The 24,333-nt window shown below is 55.2% G+C and carries 27 protein-coding genes; 19 read left to right on the top strand and 8 right to left on the bottom strand.

Annotated features, from left to right (window positions below):
* Positions 1-331: 331 nt before the first annotated feature.
* From LAO76_15815 to LAO76_15805, 3 genes are all read right to left on the bottom strand, one after another.
* On the bottom strand, positions 332-757 hold the full coding sequence (locus tag LAO76_15815) for a hypothetical protein (GenBank protein ID MBZ5492395.1): 426 nt from the start codon (positions 755-757) through the stop codon (positions 332-334).
* A 139-nt stretch (positions 758-896) separates the two neighbouring features.
* A complete protein-coding gene (locus LAO76_15810) occupies positions 897-1,685 on the bottom strand; it encodes a glycosyltransferase family 2 protein (protein MBZ5492394.1) in 789 nt (262 codons plus the stop codon).
* On the bottom strand, positions 1,682-2,692 hold the full coding sequence (locus LAO76_15805; GenBank protein MBZ5492393.1) for a response regulator: 1,011 nt from the start codon (positions 2,690-2,692) through the stop codon (positions 1,682-1,684). The genes LAO76_15810 and LAO76_15805 overlap by 4 nt, the downstream gene beginning before the upstream one ends.
* 407 nt (positions 2,693-3,099) lie before the next feature.
* Between LAO76_15805 and LAO76_15800 the strand changes: the two genes are divergently transcribed.
* From LAO76_15800 to LAO76_15765, 8 genes are all read left to right on the top strand, one after another.
* The gene (locus LAO76_15800; GenBank protein MBZ5492392.1) at positions 3,100-3,738 is read left to right on the top strand and encodes a hypothetical protein; all 639 of its coding nucleotides are present in this window, start codon (positions 3,100-3,102) and stop codon (positions 3,736-3,738) included.
* The gene (locus tag LAO76_15795) at positions 3,735-4,319 is read left to right on the top strand and encodes a TraR/DksA C4-type zinc finger protein (protein MBZ5492391.1); all 585 of its coding nucleotides are present in this window, start codon (positions 3,735-3,737) and stop codon (positions 4,317-4,319) included. Before LAO76_15800 ends, LAO76_15795 begins: the two co-directional genes overlap by 4 nt.
* A gap of 19 nt (positions 4,320-4,338) precedes the next feature.
* Positions 4,339-5,049, top strand: coding sequence for a DUF664 domain-containing protein (locus LAO76_15790; protein MBZ5492390.1), 711 nt, complete (start codon positions 4,339-4,341; stop codon positions 5,047-5,049).
* A 138-nt stretch (positions 5,050-5,187) separates the two neighbouring features.
* A complete protein-coding gene (locus tag LAO76_15785) occupies positions 5,188-5,769 on the top strand; it encodes a hypothetical protein (GenBank protein ID MBZ5492389.1) in 582 nt (193 codons plus the stop codon).
* A gap of 317 nt (positions 5,770-6,086) precedes the next feature.
* Entirely contained in the window at positions 6,087-6,590 is a 504-nt protein-coding gene (locus LAO76_15780) for a response regulator (protein ID MBZ5492388.1), read from the top strand.
* Between the two features lie 17 nt (positions 6,591-6,607).
* Complete coding sequence (gene kaiC / locus LAO76_15775) at positions 6,608-8,068, top strand: circadian clock protein KaiC (GenBank protein ID MBZ5492387.1); 1,461 nt, start codon at positions 6,608-6,610, stop codon at positions 8,066-8,068.
* Positions 8,055-8,426 carry a circadian clock protein KaiB gene (locus tag LAO76_15770; protein ID MBZ5492386.1) on the top strand — a complete coding sequence of 124 codons (372 nt, stop codon included), beginning with the start codon at positions 8,055-8,057 and terminating at the stop codon, positions 8,424-8,426. Before kaiC ends, LAO76_15770 begins: the two co-directional genes overlap by 14 nt.
* A gap of 10 nt (positions 8,427-8,436) precedes the next feature.
* On the top strand, positions 8,437-8,796 hold the full coding sequence (locus tag LAO76_15765; GenBank protein MBZ5492385.1) for a hypothetical protein: 360 nt from the start codon (positions 8,437-8,439) through the stop codon (positions 8,794-8,796).
* A gap of 16 nt (positions 8,797-8,812) precedes the next feature.
* On the opposite strand, the gene LAO76_15760 is transcribed toward LAO76_15765, so the two are convergent.
* Positions 8,813-9,436: a hypothetical protein gene (locus tag LAO76_15760; GenBank protein MBZ5492384.1), complete on the bottom strand. Its 624-nt coding sequence runs from the start codon at positions 9,434-9,436 to the stop codon at positions 8,813-8,815.
* On the bottom strand, positions 9,433-10,155 hold the full coding sequence (locus LAO76_15755) for a hypothetical protein (protein ID MBZ5492383.1): 723 nt from the start codon (positions 10,153-10,155) through the stop codon (positions 9,433-9,435). Before LAO76_15755 ends, LAO76_15760 begins: the two co-directional genes overlap by 4 nt.
* A gap of 520 nt (positions 10,156-10,675) precedes the next feature.
* Between LAO76_15755 and LAO76_15750 the strand changes: the two genes are divergently transcribed.
* From LAO76_15750 to LAO76_15730, 5 genes are read left to right on the top strand one after another with little or no spacing between them, the layout of a single operon-like run.
* On the top strand, positions 10,676-11,353 hold the full coding sequence (locus tag LAO76_15750) for a hypothetical protein (GenBank protein ID MBZ5492382.1): 678 nt from the start codon (positions 10,676-10,678) through the stop codon (positions 11,351-11,353).
* 2 nt (positions 11,354-11,355) lie between these two features.
* Complete coding sequence (pyrR, locus tag LAO76_15745) at positions 11,356-11,976, top strand: bifunctional pyr operon transcriptional regulator/uracil phosphoribosyltransferase PyrR (protein ID MBZ5492381.1); 621 nt, start codon at positions 11,356-11,358, stop codon at positions 11,974-11,976.
* A 2-nt stretch (positions 11,977-11,978) separates the two neighbouring features.
* A complete protein-coding gene (locus tag LAO76_15740) occupies positions 11,979-12,884 on the top strand; it encodes an aspartate carbamoyltransferase catalytic subunit (GenBank protein ID MBZ5492380.1) in 906 nt (301 codons plus the stop codon).
* Positions 12,885-12,901: 17 nt separating this feature from the next.
* Positions 12,902-13,333, top strand: coding sequence for a GxxExxY protein (locus tag LAO76_15735; protein ID MBZ5492379.1), 432 nt, complete (start codon positions 12,902-12,904; stop codon positions 13,331-13,333).
* A 9-nt stretch (positions 13,334-13,342) separates the two neighbouring features.
* Positions 13,343-14,635 (top strand): dihydroorotase, encoded by a 1,293-nt coding sequence (locus LAO76_15730; protein ID MBZ5492378.1) that lies wholly within the window; start codon positions 13,343-13,345, stop codon positions 14,633-14,635.
* 213 nt (positions 14,636-14,848) lie between these two features.
* Here the strand turns inward: LAO76_15730 and LAO76_15725 are convergent, their stop codons facing one another.
* On the bottom strand, positions 14,849-15,970 hold the full coding sequence (locus LAO76_15725; GenBank protein ID MBZ5492377.1) for a fructose-1,6-bisphosphatase: 1,122 nt from the start codon (positions 15,968-15,970) through the stop codon (positions 14,849-14,851).
* 51 nt (positions 15,971-16,021) lie between these two features.
* Here LAO76_15725 and LAO76_15720 point away from each other — a divergent pair, with 51 nt between their 5' ends.
* Entirely contained in the window at positions 16,022-17,173 is a 1,152-nt protein-coding gene (locus LAO76_15720; GenBank protein MBZ5492376.1) for an energy transducer TonB, read from the top strand.
* 13 nt (positions 17,174-17,186) lie between these two features.
* On the opposite strand, the gene LAO76_15715 is transcribed toward LAO76_15720, so the two are convergent.
* Positions 17,187-18,401: a glycine C-acetyltransferase gene (locus LAO76_15715; protein MBZ5492375.1), complete on the bottom strand. Its 1,215-nt coding sequence runs from the start codon at positions 18,399-18,401 to the stop codon at positions 17,187-17,189.
* Between the two features lie 254 nt (positions 18,402-18,655).
* Positions 18,656-19,714 carry an L-threonine 3-dehydrogenase gene (tdh, locus tag LAO76_15710; GenBank protein MBZ5492374.1) on the bottom strand — a complete coding sequence of 353 codons (1,059 nt, stop codon included), beginning with the start codon at positions 19,712-19,714 and terminating at the stop codon, positions 18,656-18,658.
* A 227-nt stretch (positions 19,715-19,941) separates the two neighbouring features.
* Between tdh and LAO76_15705 the strand changes: the two genes are divergently transcribed.
* Genes LAO76_15705 through LAO76_15685 form a run of 5 tightly spaced genes read left to right on the top strand, consistent with a single transcriptional unit; the run spans position 19,942 to position 24,310 of the window.
* Complete coding sequence (locus LAO76_15705; GenBank protein MBZ5492373.1) at positions 19,942-20,628, top strand: TetR/AcrR family transcriptional regulator; 687 nt, start codon at positions 19,942-19,944, stop codon at positions 20,626-20,628.
* The gene (locus LAO76_15700; GenBank protein ID MBZ5492372.1) at positions 20,625-21,689 is read left to right on the top strand and encodes an efflux RND transporter periplasmic adaptor subunit; all 1,065 of its coding nucleotides are present in this window, start codon (positions 20,625-20,627) and stop codon (positions 21,687-21,689) included. Before LAO76_15705 ends, LAO76_15700 begins: the two co-directional genes overlap by 4 nt.
* On the top strand, positions 21,690-22,685 hold the full coding sequence (locus tag LAO76_15695; protein MBZ5492371.1) for an ATP-binding cassette domain-containing protein: 996 nt from the start codon (positions 21,690-21,692) through the stop codon (positions 22,683-22,685).
* 2 nt (positions 22,686-22,687) lie between these two features.
* The gene (locus LAO76_15690; GenBank protein ID MBZ5492370.1) at positions 22,688-23,818 is read left to right on the top strand and encodes an ABC transporter permease; all 1,131 of its coding nucleotides are present in this window, start codon (positions 22,688-22,690) and stop codon (positions 23,816-23,818) included.
* 12 nt (positions 23,819-23,830) lie between these two features.
* Positions 23,831-24,310 (top strand): hypothetical protein, encoded by a 480-nt coding sequence (locus LAO76_15685; protein ID MBZ5492369.1) that lies wholly within the window; start codon positions 23,831-23,833, stop codon positions 24,308-24,310.
* Positions 24,311-24,333: the final 23 nt, after the last annotated feature.

Raw genomic sequence — 24,333 nt, 5'->3', positions numbered from 1 at the left:
AATATAATAGACAAACAAAAGGCAAACGTCGATGACTAAAATGAGAATTTGGCGCGGAATTATTCAGAATGTGCTTCTATCTCCGCCATTCCTCTTGATCTATTCGTTTCTATGAGGCGACTTGGGACTGTAGGCCCCACTGCCAGTGTGAGTTCTGCGGCGGGTCAGCCGGAATCTGGCGCGTTCCCTCATTTATCCGAGGAGATACAGCAGTCAGGTTTGCTCCAAGCGCAAAGTGCGGACACCGGGCAGGAACCGCAGCGTGATGAATCCACGGCCGTAGAGAATGCTCTTTGCACTCCTCTTTAAATCAGGTTAAAGGCTATCGTCGTCACATCACTCTTTTCAAGCTGGGCTGGTTTTCTTCTGTTTCGTTCAGCAGCCGGTGCTCTTGCCACAACCTGAAAGCGCTCCAGCCGTAGACTGAATGCGAATAACCATCAGGCCGCGTCTCAGACCAGCGGCGTATATCCATACCAATGGACTGTAATTCGCGCACACGCTTATCCACCCGCCGGCTGCAGAGCTGATAGAGCACGGTCCCCGGCACCGCTTCATGTCTGCCCAGCATGTGCAGAATGGCCAGCCGCTCTGCTCCGGCGCGGGTCTTCCGCATCAGGAATTTAATCGCCCGCTGTAGCACGGCCCTGTCATTAGGAGAAAGTTTCTCTATCTCCTCCGCGATTCCGGCCATGATCTTCTTCACCTTTTCCTCAATAGCGGAATAAGGATTCTCTTTGTTCTCTTGATTCGCCATTTTTCGCCTCGCAGCCACGACCCGCCGCCTACGAATCGGGGAGCGCTTGCAGACTGACGGGATTCAGATATTATAGCGAATATATGGCGAATCATCAAACCGCTTGGAGCAGGGCGGCTTTTTGTAGCTTTGAAAGGAATTACTCTGCAACAGGTTTGCGGTAGCCGCCGGTCAGCGACATCCAGCGGATTTTCAGCGTGTCCACGCCCATATAAAAGCCATCGCGCCAGGGATGTACTTTGGAACGCTCGTCATTGCCCCACGCCACCGGCACTTCAGCCACTTCCAGCTTCAAGTGGTGCGCGAGGTAAATGATTTCCGCGTCAAAGCCCCAGCGGTTGACCTTCTGCAGAGGAAAGATCATTCGGGCCGCGCGCTGCGTGAAGGCCTTAAAACCACATTGCGTATCGTGGTAAGGAAAGGTCAGCACGGCCCGCGTAAACAGGTTGAAGGCGCGGGACATGATCTGCCGCTTCAGGGGCTGCCGCTGAAATTGCAGTGAAGGATCGAGCCAGCGCGAACCAATGGCCACGTCCGCGCCTTTTTCCAGCGCGGCAAAAAGTTTGGTTGCTTCGGTGATCGGCGAAGACAGATCGGCGTCAGTAAAAAGGATCACTTTGCCCCGGGCGTTGAGCACGCCATTGCGCACGGCGTATCCTTTGCCCTGGTTGCCGGGGTTTTCGATCAGCCGCACCTCGGGATGGTCGGCGGCAAACTGACTGACAAAGCCGGCGGTATCGTCGCGCGAGCCGTCATTTACCACTACTACTTCAGCGCTCCATTTTTGCGCGCGGATGTGTTTCAGCACCTGCTCCAGCGATCCGCCAATGCGCTCGCGCTCATTGTAAGCCGGTACCACGATGCTGTATTGCGGCTGGGCTGCCTGTAAATTTTCGTTCGACAAGGGGAACTCTATGGCCAGGCTCATGCGGCTTGTTCCTTCTTTTTGAGCATGGAGAAAAATTCAGGTACCAGATTGGGGTCCCAGTAGCCGCGCGCCGCTTCTTCAATCATGGTGCGCTTGGCTTCTTCATGGGTCAATGCCGGTTTGTAAGGGCGGGCGGTGCGCAACGCGTCATACACGTCAACAACCTGGAGAACACGCGCCAGCAGAGGAATATCGTAGCCCGTAAGCCGGTCCGGATAGCCGCTGCCGTCCCAATGCTCATGGTGATGGCGGATGATAGGCAACACGTTCTGGAACGATTTCAGCGGACGGCAGATTGACTCTCCTATGACGGGATGCTGCTTCATGATCTCCCATTCATCCGGGGTCAGGCGTGTGCCTTTTTTGAGAATTTCATCGGGGATGGAAACTTTGCCCAGGTCATGCAGATAACCGCCGCGCTTCAAAGCGATGATGCTGTCGCCGTCGAGGCCAACATGGTGTCCCAGATCGGCGGCGTAATGTGCCAGCCGCTCACAGTGGTTGCCGGTGTACGGGTCGCGCGATTCAATGCCCAGCGCCAAAGCCACCAGCACGGCCTCGGCGTTTTCCAGTTCGTCAGTAAACTCTTTGAGCTTCAGCAGCGACTTGACGCGCGCAAACAGCTCTTCCGGATACAGCGGCTTGCTCAGGAAATCATCCGCTCCGGCCTCGATGCCGCGCACACGGTCGTCGCGATCAGAAAGTCCGGTGATCATCACCACCGGTATCAGACGGGTAAAAGGATCTTCCTTGAGTTCACGGCAAAGGTCATAACCGGACTTGCCCGGCATGACCACGTCCAGCAGGATCAGCTCCGGCCGCTCCGTGTGGACCATCTGCTTGGCTTCTTCCGCTTCTGTGGCTGTAATGATGTCGTAACCGCGAGAGGAAAGGAGTTCACGAAGAAGTAAGAGCGTGTCTAGTTTGTCGTCGACAACCAGAATTCTTGGCGCCCGCTGCTTAAAGCGGCCATACTCCTCCCTTGCCCTTTCCGATATGGGTGCCATCGCTAAATGAGAGGGTAGAGATGGGTCGAGGGTTGTATCGAGCAACTCTCGAACGCGTTTATCTTGTGAGTCGTCGTCCAAAAGCACAAAAACCCCGGTAATCGCCGCTGGCTAAAGTATATGGGCGCGCCCGCAACAGTTAGATTGGGGGAGATCTTTAATTTTATATGGGAATTGTTTCAAATTGAAAGTATCAAAGTCCGGCATCGCCATTCGTTAGGCGTTGTCACTGTGGAATCGGCCTTTAATAAGGCCTTTTCCCGCTTCATGCTTACAATTCCAAGTGACAAAAATCGCGATGATTAATCTGTCTAATACTCCAGAAGTGACCTCGCGGGTACTTCAAAAGCGGCCTCGCGCCCAAATTTCAACTCTTTTGGTGCAAGGTCATATAATTGGGCCACACTGTGCGCCCACTTTGCATATTCATCAGCTCTTTGCTGCTCTCCAGCAGCAGCTTTGCCGCTCCAAAAGCCCATACCGTCGTCCTGGGTCAGTGGCGAACTGTGGAGGTCCGCACGGAAGCCGGCGAAAAGCAGCCGCTCAGAGTTCGCGAGCTCTTGATCGACGGTCACCTCCGTGAGTTCACCACGGGCGCCACACATGAGGTCACTGACCGGCTTTTCGTTGTGCGGCGCGCCTACCGTATCAATGACGCTCTTCCTGAAGAAAAGAAGCCGCAGCAGTGGGTTTGGCGGTTGGATGGATGGATCAGCGTTGACCGCCAAACCGGGCATGTGGCGCAATTGAATCTGCCCGCTTTCGATGGCGACACATCACAAGCAAGCTGGTATCGTGATTATGCCGCTTATTGTGGCGCTTCCGACGACGCTTCCAAAAGCTATATGGTCGTTTCACAACTGGGCAGGCGCAAACCTCTTTTGCGAAAAGAATATGCTGGCCCGGGCTGTGCCGCGCCCACATGGGAACGCTCGCCCAGCCGTGTGACCTTCACCACCGCCGGAGAAAAAACCAGCTTTTTGGTTCATGCGCACAGCGCCGATCTGCAGCCGGAAACAGCAGAAGAAGAGGGCCCGCAACAATGAAATCTCTGCAGGAATATCTCGATGATGCCGCCATAGCGCACGGCCATCTTTGCGCCGGACAGGTTCTCGGCGTTCGCATGGCCATGTTTGGTCTGAAGAAACTTGGGCTTGAAGATCCCCAGGGTAAGGACCGCAAGCGCATCGTCACGTTCGTTGAAATCGACCGCTGCGCCACGGACGCGGTTATGGTGGTAACCGGCTGCCGTCTGGGCAAGCGTGCTCTCAAGTTTCGCGATTGGGGCAAGGTCGCCGCTACTTTTGTTGACGTAGAAACAGGCAAAGCGGTGCGTGTGGCCGCTCGCGAGTCATCGAAGGCCCTGGCCAAAAGCATGCATCCGGAAATCGAAAGCAAGAACCAGCAGCAGATGCTGGCCTATCGTGAAATGACCGACGAACAGCTTTTCCATGCGCAACCCGTCCACGTGGAGCTGCCGCCGGAAGAGTTTCCCGGCTATAAAGGCGAGCGGATCGTCTGCGCGCAATGCGGTGAAGGAATCAATTTTCGTCGCGAGGTCAAACTCGGCGCTAAGACCGTCTGCCGCGGTTGCGCCGGCGAGCGCTATTATGAGCCTATCGTTTAAGTACTATAAGGAGACAAGCATGGCAGAAAGCAAACAGGATTCCCTGGATGGCCAAAGCGTCAACAACGAGTGCATTTCCAATCGTAGAAGCTTTCTAAAAGGGTCAGCCGCTCTTACAGCCGGATTCTCCACTCTATTGGGAGGTGCTCTCTTCCTGCCAGAGATCGCTCAGGCTAGCGACGCAAATCTCAACGTCATTGGACCGAAACCAGGTTACGGGCCGCAGATGGGATCTTTCGTCTCCATGCTCACCTGGATGCGCGAGGCCAACGGCATCATCAATGCTACTAAAAATCTGACGGCGGCTGATCTGGACTACCTCATCGACCGCAATGCCAATACCATCGGCGCTCTGATGCTTCATCTGGCGGCCACTGAGACTTACTATCAGCTCAATACCTTCGAAGGGAAAAAGTGGAATACATGGCCCGCTTCCGTAAAGCAGCAGTGGGACCCGGCCATGAATCTTGGAGACGCGGGGCGGAAGACGATCAAGGGCCACGATCGGGACTACTACCTGAACATTCTTCAGGAGACCCGCGCGAAGTCACTGGCGGAGTTCCGCAAGCGTGATGATGCCTGGCTCCTGGCCGTCGACAAAGAATGGGTCTGGGGGCCGACCAACAATTATTGCAAGTGGTTCCACGTTTGCGAGCACGAGGCCCATCACGTAGGACAAATCGCATTCCTGAGAAAACGCCTGCCCGGCGCAAAACCAGATAATGAATGATCTGGTTTCTGCCGTTTCCCTTGATTTCCGGCTGGCGTGCTGTTTTGCGGAATGCGGGAACTTTTCGTCCCTCTGGAGCGTATGAACAGGCAGGGAGCACGAAGAGTGATTTCCAGCTCCACATCGGAAAGGAACATTATGCGCCGATCGCTATTCCATGCATTGTTGGGGTTCATTAGTCTTCTTGCGCTCGCGGGTTGCTCCGTCACCACGCACGATAAAGGCGATGGCAAAAAAGATGACGTCGATATCAAAACGCCGTTTGGCTCGCTCAGCGTGAAAGAAGGCGCTTCTGATGTTAAGGACACTGGTCTCTCGGCTTATCCCGGCGCCCGCGTTGCCAAAAGTGACGATGACGATGATCGCCATCACAGCGCCAACGTGAATATTTCCAGCTCGCTGTTCGGCCTGAAGGTGGTCGCGCTGAAATATGAAAGCGACGATCCATCTGACAAAGTGCTCTCGTTCTATCGCAAGGACATGGGCAAATATGGCAAAGTCCTGGACTGCACCGGCGGCTTCAGTATGAATTTTCACCACCACGATAAAGACGCCGACGTGACCTGCGATGATCGCACCGGGACTGACCACGGTTACAAACAAGAACTCAAGGTTGGAACAGAAAATAACCAGCGCGTCGTGGCCATCAAGCCCAAAAACTCCGGCACAGAATTTACTCTCGTCTATGTGCGCGCCTGGGGAGGAAACGATACAAATTAAACATGCCGGAACTCTGCGCGTTCCAGGAACTTGCAAAATATTAAGAGGATGGCCGAAATTTGGTCATCCTTTTTAACTGATCGCCGGACTTCGTTCCTGCATTGTAAAAAAGCATCCAAACCTGCCTCAGTCAGCATCATAGGAAGCGTTAAACGAACTGGCTTAATCCGGTTCCCAGATGTTGAGGCCCCTTTCGCATCTGTTGAGTTGACGCGGCTCTGTATTCATGTTGACTAGTGTTCAAGTCCGCGCGGGTTGGTTTAGAGCGCTTAGACCCTGAGAGCAAAAAATAAAATTTTACGGAAGACCTGACATTCATGGGATGGACTGTCCTTTGTGTAAGCAAAATCTCACCGGCCCAAATCACCCGGAACATGATTCTGGAAAGGGCCGGTTATCAGATTGTCGCAGTTAACGATCCCGATGAAGCCGTGCGGATTTTTAAAACCTCTGCGGTGAGTGCCGTTGTTTTTGGTGACTCTATTAACGGCGAACTGCGGTTTCAACTTGCTCGCGTTTTCAAGGCGCTAAACCGCGCGGTGCCGATTGTTGCTCTAAGTAAGACCAGTGGCTCACAGTTGCCGGCCGGACTGATTGACCAGCATCTGGAGTCGCTGGGCGATCCGCATCTGTTGCTGGAAGCACTACAGCGCGTGCTTTCGCGGGATGGTGATGGCTCAGCGCACCCTGCGCCAGATCACGATCATCATCGAGCCTCACAGGATAGTCATGGCTCCGCGAAGGCGGCTTCGTCCCATGATGGCAACGATGTATCGGCCAAAATATCTGGTTCCAAAACGCCAAAAAATTCAGCTGTCTGAGAGAAAAGCGAAAAAATATGCCGGCACGTAGTGTGCAGAAAAAGAAAAAAAATAACTCCCCTGGCCTGTCTTCTCTGGTGCTGGAAAAGGTCCCCACCGGAATACGCGGGCTTGACCAAGTCATGCATGGGGGCTTTCCCAAGGGCCGGACAGCGCTGGTTTGTGGCGGCCCCGGCGCCGGCAAAACGCTGCTGGGACTTGAATTCCTGGTGCGCGGCGCGCTGCTTTATAACGAGCCCGGCGTCTGCATTGCCATGGAAGAAACAGCCGAGGAGCTTGTCACGAACATGGCCTCTCTAGGCTATGACCTGCCTGCGTTGATCCGGCAAAAAAAACTGGCCATCGATTACGTACACATTGAGCGCAAGCTGATTGAAGAAACCGGCGAATACGATCTTGAGGGCCTCTTCATTCGCCTGCGCGCGGCCATTGAGCAGGTCAAGGCCAAGCGCGTGCTGCTGGATACCATCGAGCTTCTTTTTCTGGGTCTGAAGAATGACGGCGTTGTGCGCGCTGAACTCCGTCGCCTGTTCCACTGGCTGAAGGACGCCGGCGTAACCGCTGTAGTCACCGCTGAAATGGGTGAACGCACGCTTATGCGCTACGGGCTGGAAGAGTATGTGGCGGACTGCGTTCTTGTTCTCGATCACCGCGTCAATGAGCAGATCTCCACCCGCCGTTTGCGCGTAGTGAAGTATCGCGGCTCGTCGCACGGGACCAACGAATATCCTTTTCTGCTCGATAATCAGGGAATTTCCGTGGTCCCCATCACCTCCCTCGGACTTAACCACACCGCTTCCACAGAGCGAATTTCTTCCGGCGTACCGACTCTCGACGCCATGTTGGGCAAGAAAGGTTTCTTCCGCGGAAGCAGCGTGTTGATCACCGGCACGGCCGGAACGGGTAAGTCCTCCTTCGCCGCCGCTTTCGCGGGCGCAGCCTGTGCGCGCGGCGAACGCGCTCTTTACTTTGCTTATGAAGAATCTCCCAGCCAGATCCTTCGCAACATGAGTTCCGTTGGGCAGGACCTGGAAAAATGGATCAACCGCGGCCTTTTGCGTATTCATGCCACCCGGCCCACGGCTGCGGGATTGGAAAGCCATCTCGCCACCATCTATAACGAAATTCAGGAATTTAAGCCGACCTCGGTCATCATCGATCCCATCACCAATTTGGTCGCCGTCGGCGATCTGCATTCCGTCAAGGCCATGCTCACTCGTCTGATTGATTTCCTCAAGCTCAAACACGTTACAGCAATGTTCACGAATCTTGTGTTTGGCTCAGGCGTCATGGAAGAAACCGCCGTTGGCATCTCATCCTTGATGGACACATGGGTGGTCCTGGGTGATGTCGATCAGGGCGAGTCGGAGCGCATGCGCACACTGAATCTTTTGAAATCCCGCGGCATGTCCCATGACACGCGCATGCATCGTTTTACTTTGAGTGATAAAGGAATTGAGATTCATGGCAATAAGTAAAAAACTAGCCGGCAGGCTGGAGAAAAATGGTTCGGCGCATCGGAAGAAATCGAAGGCCAGTCCGTTCAAGCGCCCGGTATGGGAGCTGCGGCTTTACGTCGCCGGGATGACTCCTACTTCCATCCGCGCTTTTGAAAACCTCAAGCGCCTCTGTGAGGAGCACATGCACGGCGCCTATAAAATCCAGGTTGTCGATTTGCTGGAGCGTCCCATGCTGGCGCGTGGTGATCAGATCATTGCCGTTCCAACTCTGGTCCGGCGTCTGCCCACTCCGGTAAAGAAAATTATCGGGGACCTCTCAAACACTGAGCGCGTACTGGTAGGCCTTGATCTACGCCCAGCGGGGGGATGGCGCTAACTCTCCGTCTATGAAGGGCTCCCAAGTCACAATTGTGCTGCTTGCCGACCGCAGGCACAGCCAGACAGCAAAGGCCTTGAAGGGCCTGGGCTATCGGCTGGTGACAACGTTCACGCCGGACCACGCTGTTGCCATCTGCGTGAACAACCCCGTGGACGCGGTCATTCTGGACCAGGAACACTTTATCCAGACAGAAGGTTGGTCGGTGGCGCAGTCTCTCAAGATGATCCGGCGCAGCTTGTGCGTAGTACTGGTAGTGCGGGGAAAAATTGTTGGTTCTGAGCTGCCGGCCGGCGTGGACGCAGTAGTTCCAGACCACGACGCACTGGCGTTGACGGCAACGCTGAAGCATTTGCTCAAGGGATACTAGGCGGAGGACCTTCGGCTCAGGCTGCTACTGCCCACGCTCTCAGCAGTTCATCGCGAAACTCCGTGCCGTAGTGCCGGCCCAGTTCGGATACCGCGCGCGTGAGGTTTGAATACAGCTCAAAAAAGCGGAAGCTGCCCAGATGGTTGAGTTCAGCCAGGCTGGGTGGCGAAAGAGGCAGCCATGTCTGCGTGCGAAACACCAGCCACAAATTGATTTTGATAAGCGACAAAATCGCAAACAGCCTGAATTCAATGGCCGCTACGTGCAACTGGCGCGCGCAATCGCGGTAGCATTCGCCGTCTTCTTCACTCTGTCCCACAATCTGCCGTTTAAGTTCAGCGTTTGACCACTCCAAAAGAATGTGGGCATTGTGCGACATCCGCAACAGATGCTCGCGCATGAAATGGAGGCTCTTGCGCTGCTCCAGTCGCCACGCCACCCCGGTCATCGCCGAATGCAGATATTCTTCAGTTTGCGGGTTCAACAGCTCCATCATGCCGGCGGAATCTACCGGTTGCAGAAAAGCGGGAACGTCACGGATGGTGCGGCAGGGAAAGCTGGACAAGCGTCCCAGGAAGAAGTAAAGCGCGCTTGCGCTGATCAACGCCAATATAACGAGCAATAAAGCGTATACAGTCATGGCTTAAAAATGCCTCTTACGTCTTGCTTGTACCTCTGGAGCCGCCCCAAAAACAAATCTGGGGTAAACAGGTGCCGGAAGTCACGGAAAAGATCCTCTGGCTCAGGGCGAACAAAAGACACCAGCCAAACCGTTACCGCAATACAGTATGCCACAATTGGGACGTACTGAAAAAACATTAGAGATTTTAATCCAAGGCCTGTCCTTACCAAGGTACCCAATAAAATGCCGGCAGCGGCAATGCCGAAGCCGGCCGCAATCCCAAAGGCATATTGCCGGTAATCCAACTCGAATGTTCTGGCCAGAAAAAAAATGAGAAAAAACACTCCAATCTGCAGACAGCGGACCGCAATCTGCAAAGAATAAATCCCCTCCAGAAACGGCCCTGTTTCCACGGCCCTGTGCACAATTGAGATCAGAGCAGAAATGGCGAGCATGCCCAATCCCACCATGGGTAAGAGAAATTTGAACCAGGGGAGGCTTTTAAAATTCTCAAATACCCGGCGAAAAACCTCGTGGATGGCAAGAAAACCCAGCGTGGCATAAATGACCTCCGCTCCCCAGTAAAGATAGAAGTACCTCATGGGGTGCTGGGTATACCGGGCGACCGCGAATTTGCACACTTCTGCGGCTACTGCAAAGACAGTATAGGTAAAAAAAAAGGGAAAGCTCTTGTGCGCCCGGCGGCGCACAAGCAATAAGGCCAGCCATGTCTGCAAGACTGGCGGGAACAGTGCGAACGCAATATCTACGTACTTCACCTGTCCGACAGGTTAACCCAGGAATATGGACACGACAACCTCAGCGCTTTCCCATTGTCAGGGGCGTTCTGTTACTACCTGGCGATCGAACAGATAGTTCCGGGAAGGCAAGGCTTATTGCCGCCATCGGCCAGAACAGTGGTAGAACCAAGCGCCATTAAGGCAACAACTACCAATACACGAACGAGGGTCTTTTTCACGGTCTTTTCCTTCTCCCGGAAGACACGTTTTCTTCTGCGGTGCAGAATGGTTAAATTTTTTGGGTGCTTGTTGAAGTAGAGTCCGGTGTTTCCCGTTTTGATATAGCGAATGGAATGTTTTTGTGCTTTTTAGCGACCAAAAGCTCTCTTTTCCCCGCAGAGATGCAGGATGACACGCACTTCCTTGTACTACTGATTAGGAAAGAATTTGCAGCTTCTCTCAGTCGCGTCGGGATTCACATGCGTCCGGTTTGCCAAGCCAGAAAAGCTCTTGTAACGTGAAATATATGCAAAGCGATTGCCACCGCTGCGGACATTCCATTGAAGGGCAGCTCGCTTTTTGTCCGGCATGCGGTGCGCCGCAGATCAGAGTGTCACGACCTGAGCAGCCCCTTGACGTCCCTGAAAAGCAGTCGCAGGACTTACCACATGTATTCCCAGAACGGCCGTTTCCGCCATCTGGTGGCCTTGCTCTTTCAACTGGGATTGCCTGGAGGGATTTCATCCGCGCGGCCGCTCCCCTGGCCGCTGTCACCGGCATTCTCACGGTTCCCCTCGCCCCGCTGGGCCTCTTCGTTCTACTTCCCGCCAACTTGATCTGGGCCATTGCCCGTTATCGCCGGGACCACCCACCCCCTATTCGCGCCGGCCAAGGCGCCCGCATGGGAGCTGTAATGGGAGTGCTGAGCTTTGGATTCTTTCTGGCTTGCTTCCTTGCCACCATTAACCTTTGGCGGACTCAGTATCGCGAAATGATGATCGCCAGGATTCATGAGATTGCCGCCCAGAATCCTGATCCTCAAGCCCAGCAGATGACGCAATGGTTTGCGACCCCGCATGGACTGATTTTCTTGACCGCCATCGGCATGGGCACCATTCTTTTGGCTTTTCTGGTTATTGGCATGGGTAGCGGCACCCTGGCGGTAGCGCTGGGAAAGGCCAGAAATCGGCCTTAAGAATGCCGTTTGGCGCAGCGCGCTCCCTTCGGATATCATGCGGTGACATGAATCCTGCCTCCACTCGACTTCCCAACCTGCACGTGAAAGGGCGACTGATGTCCGGCTCTGAAATTGAGCGGACACTCGTCCGTTTGGCCCACCAGATCGTAGAAAAAAATAATGGCGTGGAAAACCTTGTGCTTGTTGGCATCAAGCGCCGTGGCGTTCCGCTGGCCACCCGCCTGGCCGCCCTGATTCAGCAGATTGAAAAGACGCCTGTGCCCGTAGGCACTCTGGATATCACCCTCTACCGCGACGATCTTTCCACCGTCGGCACCAGCCCGGTGATCAAAAAAGCCACGCCTCTGGGAACTGACATTGTGGATAAAAACGTGATCCTGCTGGATGACGTGCTTTATACCGGCCGCACAGTCCGAGCCGCCATGGACGCGCTTTTTGACCACGGGCGCCCTCGTCGCGTGCAACTCTGCGTTCTTATCGATCGCGGACACCGCGAATTGCCGATTGAAGCTGCTTTCGTCGGCCGCGCCGTCCAAACCAGTGATTCTGAAATTATTGAAGTCAAGCTGAATGAAATTGATAAGGAAGAGCAGGTCCTGCTGGTGGAACGCATTTCTTGAGCATGCCCCGCACACGCTCGTTACTCGAACTCGAGCACCTCTCGGCGGATGAAATCGCTTCTTTTCTCAAGCTGGCGCGGCGCATGCAGTCTGGCAAGCCTCAGCCCTTGCTCCGTGGCAAGCGCATTGCGCTTCTTTTCTACGAACCATCCACGCGGACCCGGGTCTCATTCGAGTTTGCCGCCAAACTGCTTGGCACCCACACTTCAATCATCAATGCAGTTTCCTCCAGCATCGAAAAAGGCGAGTCCCTGGTTGATACCGGAAAAACTCTTCAGGCTCTCGGCTCGGATTGCATTGTCGTTCGCCATCCCGCTTCCGGTGCGCCGCACGTGCTCGCGCGCAACCTCAAAGTTCCCATCATCAATGCCGGCGACGGCATGCATGAGCATCCTTCCCAGGCCCTGCTGGACGCCTACACAATTCTGCGCCACAAGCGCTCGTTGAAAGGCCTGCGCATCACCATGGTGGGCGATATCCAGCACAGCCGCGTGGTGCGCTCCAATGTTCACCTGCTCTCAAAATTCGGCACACAGATCATTCTCTGCGGCCCGCCGGAATTGCTGCCCGACTATGCAGCTTCGCTCGCTCCTGGCGTGAAAGTCAGCCGCCACATCGACGAAGCTGCACGAAAAGCCGACGTGATCATGATGCTGCGCGTGCAGAAAGAGCGCCTCGCCGGACTTAAACTTGACGTGCATAGTTATATCGCCCAATACCAACTGACCCCGGAACGCTTGAAGCTGGCCAAAAGTGACGCTATCGTGATGCATCCCGGCCCCATGGTGCGCGGCATGGAAATTCAAAGTGAAGTCGCCGACGGCGCCCAGTCCCTTATTGAAGAACAAGTCCACAACGGCGTGTATGTAAGGATGGCGATTCTGGCTAGCTGTCTGGGGGTCGCGTGAACCAGGATCAGCCGCGAATGAACGCGAATGAACACGAAAGAAAACATTGGGATTTGTGTCATCAAATCGTCGGTGTTTTTTATTCGGTGTATAACGAGTTGGGGTATGGATTTCTCGAAGCAGTGTACGAAGAAGCGCTGTACATAGGACTGACCGAGGCAGGATTGAGTGTCGCGCGGCAAATTGCCACGCCGATTTGGTTTCACGGCAGAGTAATCGGTGAATACAAGGCTGATCTCATGGTAAATAATGCAGTCCTACTGGAACTGAAAGCGGCCCGTGTACTTGATCCATCACACGAGGCCCAAATCCTGAATTATTTGCGCGCCACGGAAATTGAAGTAGGACTTCTGCTCAACTTCGGTCCCAAACCCCACTTTAAGCGCTTCATTTTCGAGAATAGCAAGAAAGGAATTCGTGTTCATTCGCGTGCATTCGCGGCTAAATAGGTTTTGCACTTGAACAATAAAAGATCTCTCGCAATTCGCAACGGTCTTCTCATCGACCCCGCTGAGCATCTTGAGGGCAAGTACGATCTTCTGCTCAAAGGAGGTCGCGTGGTTGAAGTCGCGCCTGCCGGGAAACTACGCGGCAAGGCCGATGACACTTTCAACGCGCGTGGACTCGTCGTCGCTCCCGGCTTTATCGATATTCATGTCCATCTGCGCGAGCCCGGCCAATCGCACAAAGAGACCATTGCCAGCGGCACCATGGCCGCCGCTGCCGGCGGATTCACCTCTGTCTGCACCATGCCGAATACAAGCCCTGTGAACGACTCGCCGGAGATCACTCGCTGGATGCTCGATCCTGCACGCGGCGCGCACGTCAATGTTTTTGCAGTCGCCGCTGCGACGGTCGGCAGCCGCGGCGAACAACTTACCGATTTCGCCGCGCTCAAGCGCGCTGGCGCCGTGGCTCTGAGCGACGACGGCAAGCCCATCCTCGACGACAAGATCATGCGCCAGACGCTGATCGCTGCATCCGCGCTCAACATGCCTGTGGTCCAGCACGCCGAAGATTGCCGCATGACGGAAGGCTCCGCAATGAATGCAGGCCCAACGGCTTTCCGCTTGGGCCTGCGCGGCTGGCCAGGCGAAGCCGAGAGCTCGATCGTCGAACGCGACATCCGGCTCACGGCAGAAACCAAAGGCCGCTACCACGTTGCCCATCTTTCCACCGCCGCTGCTCTGCGCGCCGTCCGCAAGGCCAAGCGTGACCACCTGCGCGTGACCTGCGAGATCACCCCGCACCACTTCACGCTGCTCGATGAGGAAGTAGGCCAGTACGACACCAATTACAAAATGAATCCGCCTCTGCGCTCGCGTGAAGACCGCGATGCCCTTCTCGCCGGCCTTGCCGATGGCGCTGTTGACTGCGTCGCCACAGACCATGCTCCGCACTCCGCGCATGAAAAAAACCAGGAATTTGATCGCGCGCCTTTCGGCATTACTGGCCTCGAGACTGCGCTCGGACTGTGCATCTCAGTCTTGCACTACCGTCACAATGTCCCGCTGCGGCGGATTGTTGAACTGCTCTCCGCTAATCCTGCACGCGTGATGAACCTGCAGGGCCGCGGCACACTGGCCGTGGGCGCCCGCGCAGACGTCACCATCTTCGATCCCGCAAAGAAATGGACGTACCACGTCGCGCAGTCGCATTCAAAATCAAGAAACTCGCCGTTCGATGGCCGTCAGATGCAGGGTAAAGTGATGGCGACGGTTGTGGGTGGGGCTTTAGTATTCCGGGCGTAGCTTTTCTGAAATCCCGACCCTGAGTTCTCGCTGAAGGGGAGGGATCCCTACCGCCACATCGTCTCGATTATGCGCAAAACAAATTTAGCCGCGAATCGACACGAATCGCTTCAAGCAAATTTCTCCGTACTCTGGTGTGATTCGTGTTAATTTGCGTTCATTCGCGGCCAAAGATTTTGATCTTATCTGCGAAATCTGCGGCCAGCTTGTCCCCTAAGCCGCCACAGTCGTCTTTTTCATCCGGACAGTAAACCGTTTGTCCATCTTGTCCAGCATCTCCATCACGCCGGTATATTCCAGCTCGGCCATCGGCAGCATGGCCGCTCCGCTGAATCCCTGGCGACGCATCTCAATCGCTTTTCGGCTCGCGTTGGCCCGCACCTCATCCCAGAAAGGATGGGCAAACGTGTCCGCCGGCTCGGTCAGCTTGGCGTTGTGCACGCAGAAAGCGGCGCACGATACCAGCGGCGGCCCGTCAAAATAGGACGTCCCTGTATTCATCGCCACCGGCATCAGCGGCATCTGGTGCGATCCGCGCATTCCGCCACCCACAAAATGTCCAATGGCATAGGGCGCCAGCACCTCACCGGTTGCAGGGAAGTTCATCTGCGTTCTCACTAGCATCACCGGATCGTCCTTGCCAGTGTATTTGCCGGCGATGTTGTGAAGACGAGATGTCGCAACTGCCACGCATTGCTCTCCCGTCGCGCGCGACCACACTGACTCCACCACGTAGCGCTGGTTGTCACGTAGCAAAGCCGCTAGGTCATAGATTTCTTCCGGTGTGTTCAGTTCGATGACCCGGTCGCCTTCGGTGTAATTTACATCCATCACCACCCAGCGAAATCCCTGGCTCAACTTGGGAGAGAGGATGAGGCCCGGCGTTGTCATCACGTCGGCAAAAGTCAGAAACAGCGGCAGGTTATAAGCTCCGGGATCTGTCTTGTCGGCGGCAAAAAACAGGAATGGATCGTTCGGACGCTCCTCCACTTCCATCTCTGCTACTGCCGGTCCCATACCGCGCACGTTGCCGGAGAACGAATCTTTCAAAAGGTCCTGGCCGGCTCCATAGAGACCTTCCTCTTTCGCCACCGCCGTGCCGGCGACAAATGCGTCCCACGCCATCTTGTGGACTTTTTCGTCGTTCACGCCGCGCCGGTGCGTCATCAGGATGGCCACATCATCACCGGTGTGACTGATAAAGTGGTCAGTGATGATCGATTTGCCGGATGTTTCCACCACTTCTTTCACCCGTTCCAGCAACCGTTTCGATGGCGCAATATGCCCACCAATAGAACCGATATCCGCCTTGATTACGCTCAACGTCGTTTTCATAGAGAGCCTCCACACCTACTAGAATTGTCAGGCCAAGAGCACGCACAAGCTGTGACAGAGGTCACGGGCGGGTGTGAGACCTTCAAGTCGCGGCCCCTCCGTGACCTGCCCAAGCCTTGGCGGCCGGGACATGCGCACGGTACACTCACGGGCATGCAAAAGGCCGTCACCTTACTTGTCTTCGCCTTGGCGATCAGCGCGGTTGCCACTTCCCTGGAGAATGATGCCGCCAACTCTAAGGCCCAAGCCGACCCGCTCTCGGTAAAGGTTCCTCGCGCCGCGGGTGACATGCTCAAACTGGCGTCCGCGATGAACGGTCTGGACGACACATCGAATAAGCGCTGGCATATTAAGTTGTCGTATGAACAATTCGACCAGGATGGCGACAACGTTCACAGCGGTATGGTGGAAGAATTTTTTGCCGGGCCCAAAAAGTACAAACGCATCATCCTAAGTGACAACCTGAAGCAAACGGACGTAGCCAATGACTCCGGGCTTTATCGCTCTGGCGATCAACGCTGGCCCGATGCCGCCATCATGGATGTGATGGATGCAACTTGGCGCCCTTTGCGTCAGGCAAGGTGGGGCGATCACTCGACCAGGCCTGAAAAGGTGGAGACCAAACTGGGCAGCACCAGGCTTCCTTGCGTTACTCTTCGCAAGACGGAGTCGCGCATCGTTTTCCTCGGCTTGCCGATGTTTTGCTTCAATCCCAATTCCGCGATGCTTCGCTTCGTCCAGGAGAACTTAGCCAAGACGACAACGTACGACAACATCGTCCCATTTCTCGGGCGCTATGTGGCAAAAGATATTTCTATCGCTCATGACAACAAGACTTTTCTCAAAATTCACGTCGAAGAACTTGGAGAGATCAGCGGAGTAAGCGAAGCATTCTTTGCGCCGCCGGCAGACAGCGCCGGGCCACTCGGAGGACGCATAGCCATCCCTCCCAATATTGTGATGGAATATTTGGTTTCCACCGCCGAGCCAAACTATCCGCGAGGGGCCGACGGCAAAGTAATGGTTCATTTTGTTGTTGGGAAAGATGGAAGCGTAGTTGAAGCCACTGCGTCCGACGGTCCTGAACCCCTGCGGAAAGCCATTCTGGAGGCCGTAAAAAAATATAAATTTCGCCCCTACCTGCTGCTTGACCAGCCGGTTGAGGTCGAATCCAACATTGCCTTCCAATACAACTCGAGATGATTCGCGCAGACTGCTAGCGGATAATCCCCATCCGCGTTCCCACTTTCTTCAGAATCTCCAGCGCCTTCGTCAGCTGATTCTGCGTGTGGGTGGCGGTCATAATGGTCCGCAGTCGCGCCTTGCCTTCCGCCACAGTCGGGAACGCGATGCCTGGCGTGAACACGCCCTCATTGAACAGCTCGCGGCTGAAATCCATCGTCAGGCGTCCATCGCCGATGATGATCGGCGTGATCGGCGTCTCGCTGGCCGGAGTAATGCTGCCACCGATGTTGAAACCGAGCAGTCCCAGCTCTTTCTTGAAGAAACGCGTATTCGCCCAGAGCTTGTCCATCAACTCGGGCTCCTGCTCCAGCACGTCAAAGGCGGCAATGCAGGTCGCCGCCACTGACGGCGGATGCGACGTGGAAAATAAAAATGGCCGCGCGCGGTGATAGAGAAAATCAATCAGGTCTTTTGATCCGCATACATAACCGCCCAGCGCCCCAATAGCTTTTGATAAAGTTCCCACCTGTATATCAACTCTGCCGTGGACTTTATAGTGGTCCACCGTCCCCCGGCCATTGCGCCCCAGCACTCCGGAAGAATGCGCGTCATCAATCATCATGATGGCGCCATATTTTTCCGCCAGGTCACACAGCGCGGGCAGCGGGCCAATGTCGCCATCCATGGAAAACACGCCGTCGGTAATGATCAGCTTATGCCCGGGCTCGCCGGCAACTTCTTTCAATAGCTCTTCCGCGTGCGCCGTGTCTTTGTGGCGAAAAACCTTGATCTTGGCCCGCGAGAGCCGCGCGCCATCGATAATGCTGGCATGGTTCAGTTCGTCGGAGATAATGAAATCGTCTTTGCCCAGAATGGCCGAAACCGTCCCCGCATTCGCCGCAAAGCCTGACTGAAAGACCACGCACGCCTCAGTGTTCTTGAATCGCGCAATCTTTTCTTCCAGCTCCATGTGGATTGACATGGTCCCGCTCACAGTGCGCACCGCGCCTGAGCCTACGCCATACTTCTTAATCGCTGCGATAGCGGCTTCGCGCAACTTGGGATGCGTCGTCAGCCCCAGATAATTGTTCGACGCCAGATTGATGACGTGTTTGCCATCTACCGTGCACTCCGGCGCTTGCTCATCCTGAAGCACACGCAGCTTAAAGTGCGTGCCCTTCTGCTTGAGTTCGTTCATCTGGTCGGCGAGGTATGAAAGCTGGGGGCGGGTCGTGGTGGTTGGCATGTCGCACTCCTGAAAAAAATTTCTTTGCCACTGATCTTCGCAGATGGGCGCAGATCAAAAAATCATTGGGCCGCGAATCAACGCGAATAGACGCGAATCAAATTTAAAGACGACTCACAATTTCTTTCTCCGCATTCGCGGTTTGCGAATCTCAAATTACTCAATTACCCAATTACAAAATTTCCTAATTCGCGTTTATTCGCGAAATTCGCGGCTAAGCTTTTTGATCTACGCCCATCTGCACAAATCTGCGGCTAACTCTTCTGTATTCCATTCGGATACAACAAAATTTTACTCGACTCGCCCGTACGCAGCCGGTCCATGCCTTTGCTGAAATCCGCCATTGGCATGCGGTCTGTAATCACCGGATCAAGATCGAGCTTGTTCGCCTTGAGCAGAGCGTTCATCTGGAACCAGGTCTTGTACATTTGCCGTCCATTAATGCCCTGCACCAGCGCGCCTTTAAAAATAATGTCGTTGGCCAGGTTCAACTCCATCGGCTTGGACGGAATTCCCAGCAGAGAAGCACGGCCACCGAGCCGCAGTATCTTGAATCCCAGGCGGATCGCGTCAGGATGTCCGGACATTTCCAGGATCACGTCCACGCCGGTGCCGCCCGTGGCCTCCATTACCTGCTCATAGACGTTATCTTTCGCCGGATTCAGCACGTGGTCGGCCTTCATCTTTTCCGCCAGCTTGCGCCGATGGTCGTTGATTTCCAGCGCATACACTTCACTGGCGCCACACGCACGCGCCACGGCAATACAGAACAGGCCAATGGGCCCGCAGCCGATGATCGCCACCGTCTTGGCGGCAATCTCGCCGGCCAGAACCGTGTGCACGGCGTTGCCCAGCGGATCAAGCACGCTGGCATAATCCGCCGGAATGCCCGGGTCAATCTTCCAGATATTCGATTCTGGGATCTTCACGAACTCGGCGAAAGCACCGTTGGCGTCCACGCCAATGATCTTCACATGCTGGCAAATGTGGGCTTCGCCGGTGCGGCACTGGTAGCACTTGCCGCAGGCCACATGCATCTCGGCGGAAACAAAGTCGCCTTCCTTCACTGCCGTTACGTTCTTGCCTGTAGCTACCACGTGCCCGCAGAACTCATGGCCGGGAATCAATGGCGGCTTGATCCGGTTTTGCGCCCACTGGTCCCAGTTGTATATGTGCAGATCGGTGCCGCAGACTGATGCTACTTTCACTTTCACCAGGACATCATCCGGGCCAAATTGTGGAACGGGCATCTGCCGGACGTCCGCTCCCGGCGCGGCCTCCGGTTTCACTACGGCAAGCATGGTTTCAGGCATTCAATTCCTAAGTATGGCAAGATCAAGAAGGCAAACTATTCATTTTAACAAATCCGGCAAAGAGCACCTGTCCCCAAAATTCATGGGCCGTGATCGCGCGATTCGATTATCGTATTAACCGTCCCCGCGAATTCGGCCCAACAGCTGATGTACCACTCCTTCCGCGTAGAACAAGGATTTGCGCATCGCCGTAGATTATCTGATAATCTAACTAACCAGTTAATTAAATGTCTTCAGCCATCAAATCCGGCAAATCTGGCTCGCGCGGCGAACCTGAAAAGACCCGCGCCGCCATCCTTAAAGCCGCTTTGGAAGAGTTTGCCCATGAAGGCGTGACCGGAGCGCGCACAGATGAGATTGCGCGCCGCGCCGGCGTCAACAAAGCCTTACTCTATTACTACTTCAAGGATAAAGAAGGCCTCTACGCCGCCGCGCTGGACCAGGTTTTTTCCGGTCTGCATGAGCGAGTCGCGAGCGTTCTTGAGCGTCCTGATCTTCCTCCGCGTGAAAGATTGCTGCTCTATGCGCAAACCCACTTTGACTACATTGCCAGCGCGCCAGTTTATCCGCGACTGGTGCAGCGCGAATTTATGCGCAGCGCGGGACGCGCGCTCTCACCCGCTGCCAGCCGCATTATGGAGCGCCACGGCAAGCCCTTGTATAGCCGCCTGGAAAAGCTTATTGAAGAAGGCATTAGCGCCGGCGATTTCCGCAAGGTTGATGCCATCCAGACAGTGACATCCATCATCGGCACTATCGTTTTTTATTTCATCAGCATGCCCGCACAACACTTTATGCACGCCGGCGATCCTGCTTCTCCGGAGCGAATCGCCGCTCGACGAGCCGCCGTGCTTGATTTCATTTGCGCCGCCGTCTTCACTCCAGCCGCGGCGCAGAAGGTCTGCAAATCATGAGCACGCGCAACAGCTTTTTCGCCTTTCTCGGACTGCTGCTGGTCATTGCCACCATCTATTATTTTTTTTCCGTCGACCACTCGTCTGACCTTGTGCTGATCGGCACCGTTGATGCCAATCAGGTGGTCGTCAGTCCAAAAATCAGCGGACGAATTGAGCGCCTGGCCATTGACGAAGGCACTGAAGTAAAAGCCGGGGACACCATCGCAGTGCTCGACTCGCAGGAACTCAACGCAGATCGCCAGGCTGCAGAAGCTATGCTGGCCAGCCTTCGCCACCAGGTTTCACAGACACGCGCCACGGAAGAGCAGACCGCCGGCGAAACATCCAGCGGCGTGATCAACGCCGAGGCTCGTTTGCGCGCTGCCCAGGCAACATTGCTTCAGGCACAGGCTGATTTGCAGCGCATCCAGGGAGATACGCGACGCTCTGTCGAGTTGGCAAAGCAGGGTGTTGCTTCACAACAGCAGGCAGACCAGGCAGAAGCGCAACTCAAGGCGCAGCAGGCTTTGGTCCGTGCCGCGGAGGACCAGTCTCGCGCCGCGCAAGCAGACCTGGTAACGGCGCAGGCCCACACACGCCAGACCCAGGCTGCGCAGAGCAACGTCGCCTCCACGCGCGCACAGCAGTTGAATGCCAAGGCCCAATTGGAAGCCGCTGAAGCCCGCCTTGGCTATACCAAAGTCACCGCGCCCGTAAGTGGAATTGTCACCGTTCGCGCGGCCCGCGAAGGCGAGGTCGTGAATCTCGGCCAGGCCATCGCCATCATCACAGACCTGAGCGACACCTGGGTTCGCGCCGCCATTCCTGAAACTGAAGCAGTGCACATTGCAATTGGTGACAAGTTGAATGTCCGCCTGCCCTCAGGCGATATCGTCTCCGGCAAAGTTATTTTCAAGGCGCCGGAAGCTGATTTCGCCACACAACGTGACGTGAACCGCCGCAAGCGCGATATCAAAGCCATCTCGCTCAAGTTGCAATTGGATAACAGCAAGAAGAACCTTGTTCCCGGAATGACGGCGGAAGTCCTTGTTCCCAAAGCCAAAATAGAAGGCCGCTAAATGCCTGCCCCCGCGATCCAAGTCGTCGACATCGTGAAGCGCTTCGGGAACTTCACAGCGGTTGACGGTGTCTCTTTCGCGGTGGAAGAAGGCGAAATTTTTGGCCTGCTCGGCCCCAATGGCGCGGGAAAGTCAACGCTGATCCGGATGATGACCACCTTGCTCGACATCACTTCCGGCACCGCCATTATTGAAGGTGCTGACGTGCGCAAAAATCCAAACACCGCGCGGCGATCCATGGGCGTGATTCCCCAGGCCATGACCAGTGACGGCGACCTCACCGTATGGGAGAACCTGAGCATTTATTCCAAGCTCTACGGTATTCCAGCTGCCGACCGCGACAAGTCCATAGACGAGTTGCTTACTCTGGTCGATCTCAATCAGTGGCGAGACGCTCCAGCACGAAATCTTTCCGGCGGCATGCGCCGGCGCCTGGAGATAGCGCGCGGCCTGGTACATCGCCCGCGAATCTTTTTTCTCGATGAGCCTACCACCGGCCTTGATCCTGTGTCCCGCGTCGCTGTTTGGGAAATGATTACCAACATCAAGCAGCAGCGGAACCTCACGGTCCTGATCACCACGCATTACATGGATGAAGCCGACCGTCTCTGTGATCGCATTGCTATTGTCGACCACGGCAAGCTGGTGGCGCTGGACACGCCGCGCAATCTCAAAAACAGCATTCCCGGGTCCAGCGTGATTGAAGCGCAATTTCTTCAGCCTCCTGCCAACTGGCATAGGACTCTGGAAGGCCTTGCGGGCGTGAAATCCGTGCAGCCGGAAGGCGCGGACATGTATCGCATCCTCACTGAAGATGGTTCGCGCACCACCACAGCTCTTGTGGAAACAGCAGTTCACTCCAATGTTGTAGTGAAAACCTTAACGGTGCAGAGCACCACGCTGGACGACGTTTTTGTTCACTTCACCGGAAGACAGTTGCGCGATCAGATTGTGGATTCGCCGCTTTACCAATCTCCCGTAGCGTGGGGCAAGTAAGCATGCGCACCTTCTTCAAGAGCGGGCGCATGATGGCAATCGTGGAACGCGATCTGCGCAAGTTCTTCCGCTCACCTGCCCTCATGGTTGCCGCCATGGTCTTTCCGCTTGTCCAACTTATCGTGCTGGGCAACGCCTTTGGCGGCAAGATCAAAGACGCTAAGATTGGAATCGTTTCACACGATACCGGCCCACAAGCCATTCGCGTAATGGAAGCGCTACGCGCAGTCCAGAGCAACGCGCGCACCTTTCAGCCGATCATGTATCCAGACGAGCAAGTCATGATTGCCGCCGTCCGTCGCGGCGATCTGAATGCCGGGCTGGTGATTCCGCCGCAGTTCTCACGCAATGTGTACGAGCAGACCAGGCCCCACATCGGCCTGGTACTCGATAACACTGACAACTTCATGACTGCCACCTTTGAAGATGAAATGACCCAACTGGTGGCGGCGCTCAATCAGCCGGAGGTCCAGCCCCGCGTGGTCCAGCAGATTGAGCTTCAGGTTGTGGAGCTCTATCCCTATATCGAATATATGAAATACCTGCTGCCCGGTTCCATTACGCTGGCGATGTTCGTCAGCGTCATGATTGGCGGCGGCATTGTTTATATTGACGACAAAGCCCGCGGAGTGCACGAAGGCTATCTGGTTACGCCCATTACAAAGCTGGAACTCGTTGCCGGATTGAATGTGGCCGGCGCGCTCAAGGCCATGGGCGCAGGCATTGTGCTTACGCTTCTTGGATCGTTAATTGCCGGCGTGGGCTCCACGTTTCAACCCGCAAACTTTATCTGGCTGCTATTGCTGATCGGCGCCACTTCATTCGCATTTATCTCCATGATGTTTGTCATGATGGTGCGGGTCAACGATCCCCTGATTCCGCGCGCCGTGTTCGGCATTCTAAACACCCTGTTGTATTTTCCCAGCGGCGCAATTTATCCGGTGCAGGCTTTTCCCCGCTGGCTGCAATGGATCGCCTGGGTCGATCCGTTTACTTATTCGGTTCGCGGCTTCAAGGCCATCCTGCTCAAAGGGGTAGGGCTGGCTGCAATCTGGCCTGACCTGCTGTATCTTGGTGGGTTCGCCTTAGCCGCATTCGCGTTTTCTACATTGCTCTTTAAACGCACTCTGTAAAGGAAACATCGCATGGCATTGATGGATGCAAAAGAATACGATCCGCGACCGGCAGAGCGCCGCCGGAAAATCATTGCGACCATTGTTGTGGCGGTAATCGCCATCTCGGCTTATCTTTACATCACGCGCTACGATTCCGAGAAGAAGGTCATCAACAATTTTTTTCAGGCAATCGAGCAGAAAAATTTTGACAAGGCCTACGGAATCTATGAAGGCGATCCAGACTGGAAGCAGCATCCTGAAAAGTTCGCCAACTACTCAGTGAACCAGTTCAGGATGGATTGGGGACCGCAGGGCGAGTACGGCGCGATCACCAGTCATCGGATTGATTGTGCGCTGGAACCGCCGAAGAAAGAATTTGTCTCTCCCAGCGGCGTTGTCGTGGTAGTGATCATCAACAACCGCGCAGAACCCAGGTCCATGTGGGTGGAAAAGAAGAGCAAGACCATCAGTGACTCGCCGGTTTCTGTGGCGTGCCACGGCCCACAGTAGAAGTTCGATCTTCTCTGTGGCAG

The sequence above is a fragment of the Terriglobia bacterium genome (assembly GCA_020072645.1).
Lineage (GTDB): Bacteria > Acidobacteriota > Terriglobia > Terriglobales > Acidobacteriaceae > Angelobacter.
Note: the sequence above shows the minus strand (reverse complement) of the source record. Positions and strands in the feature narration are given on the sequence as shown.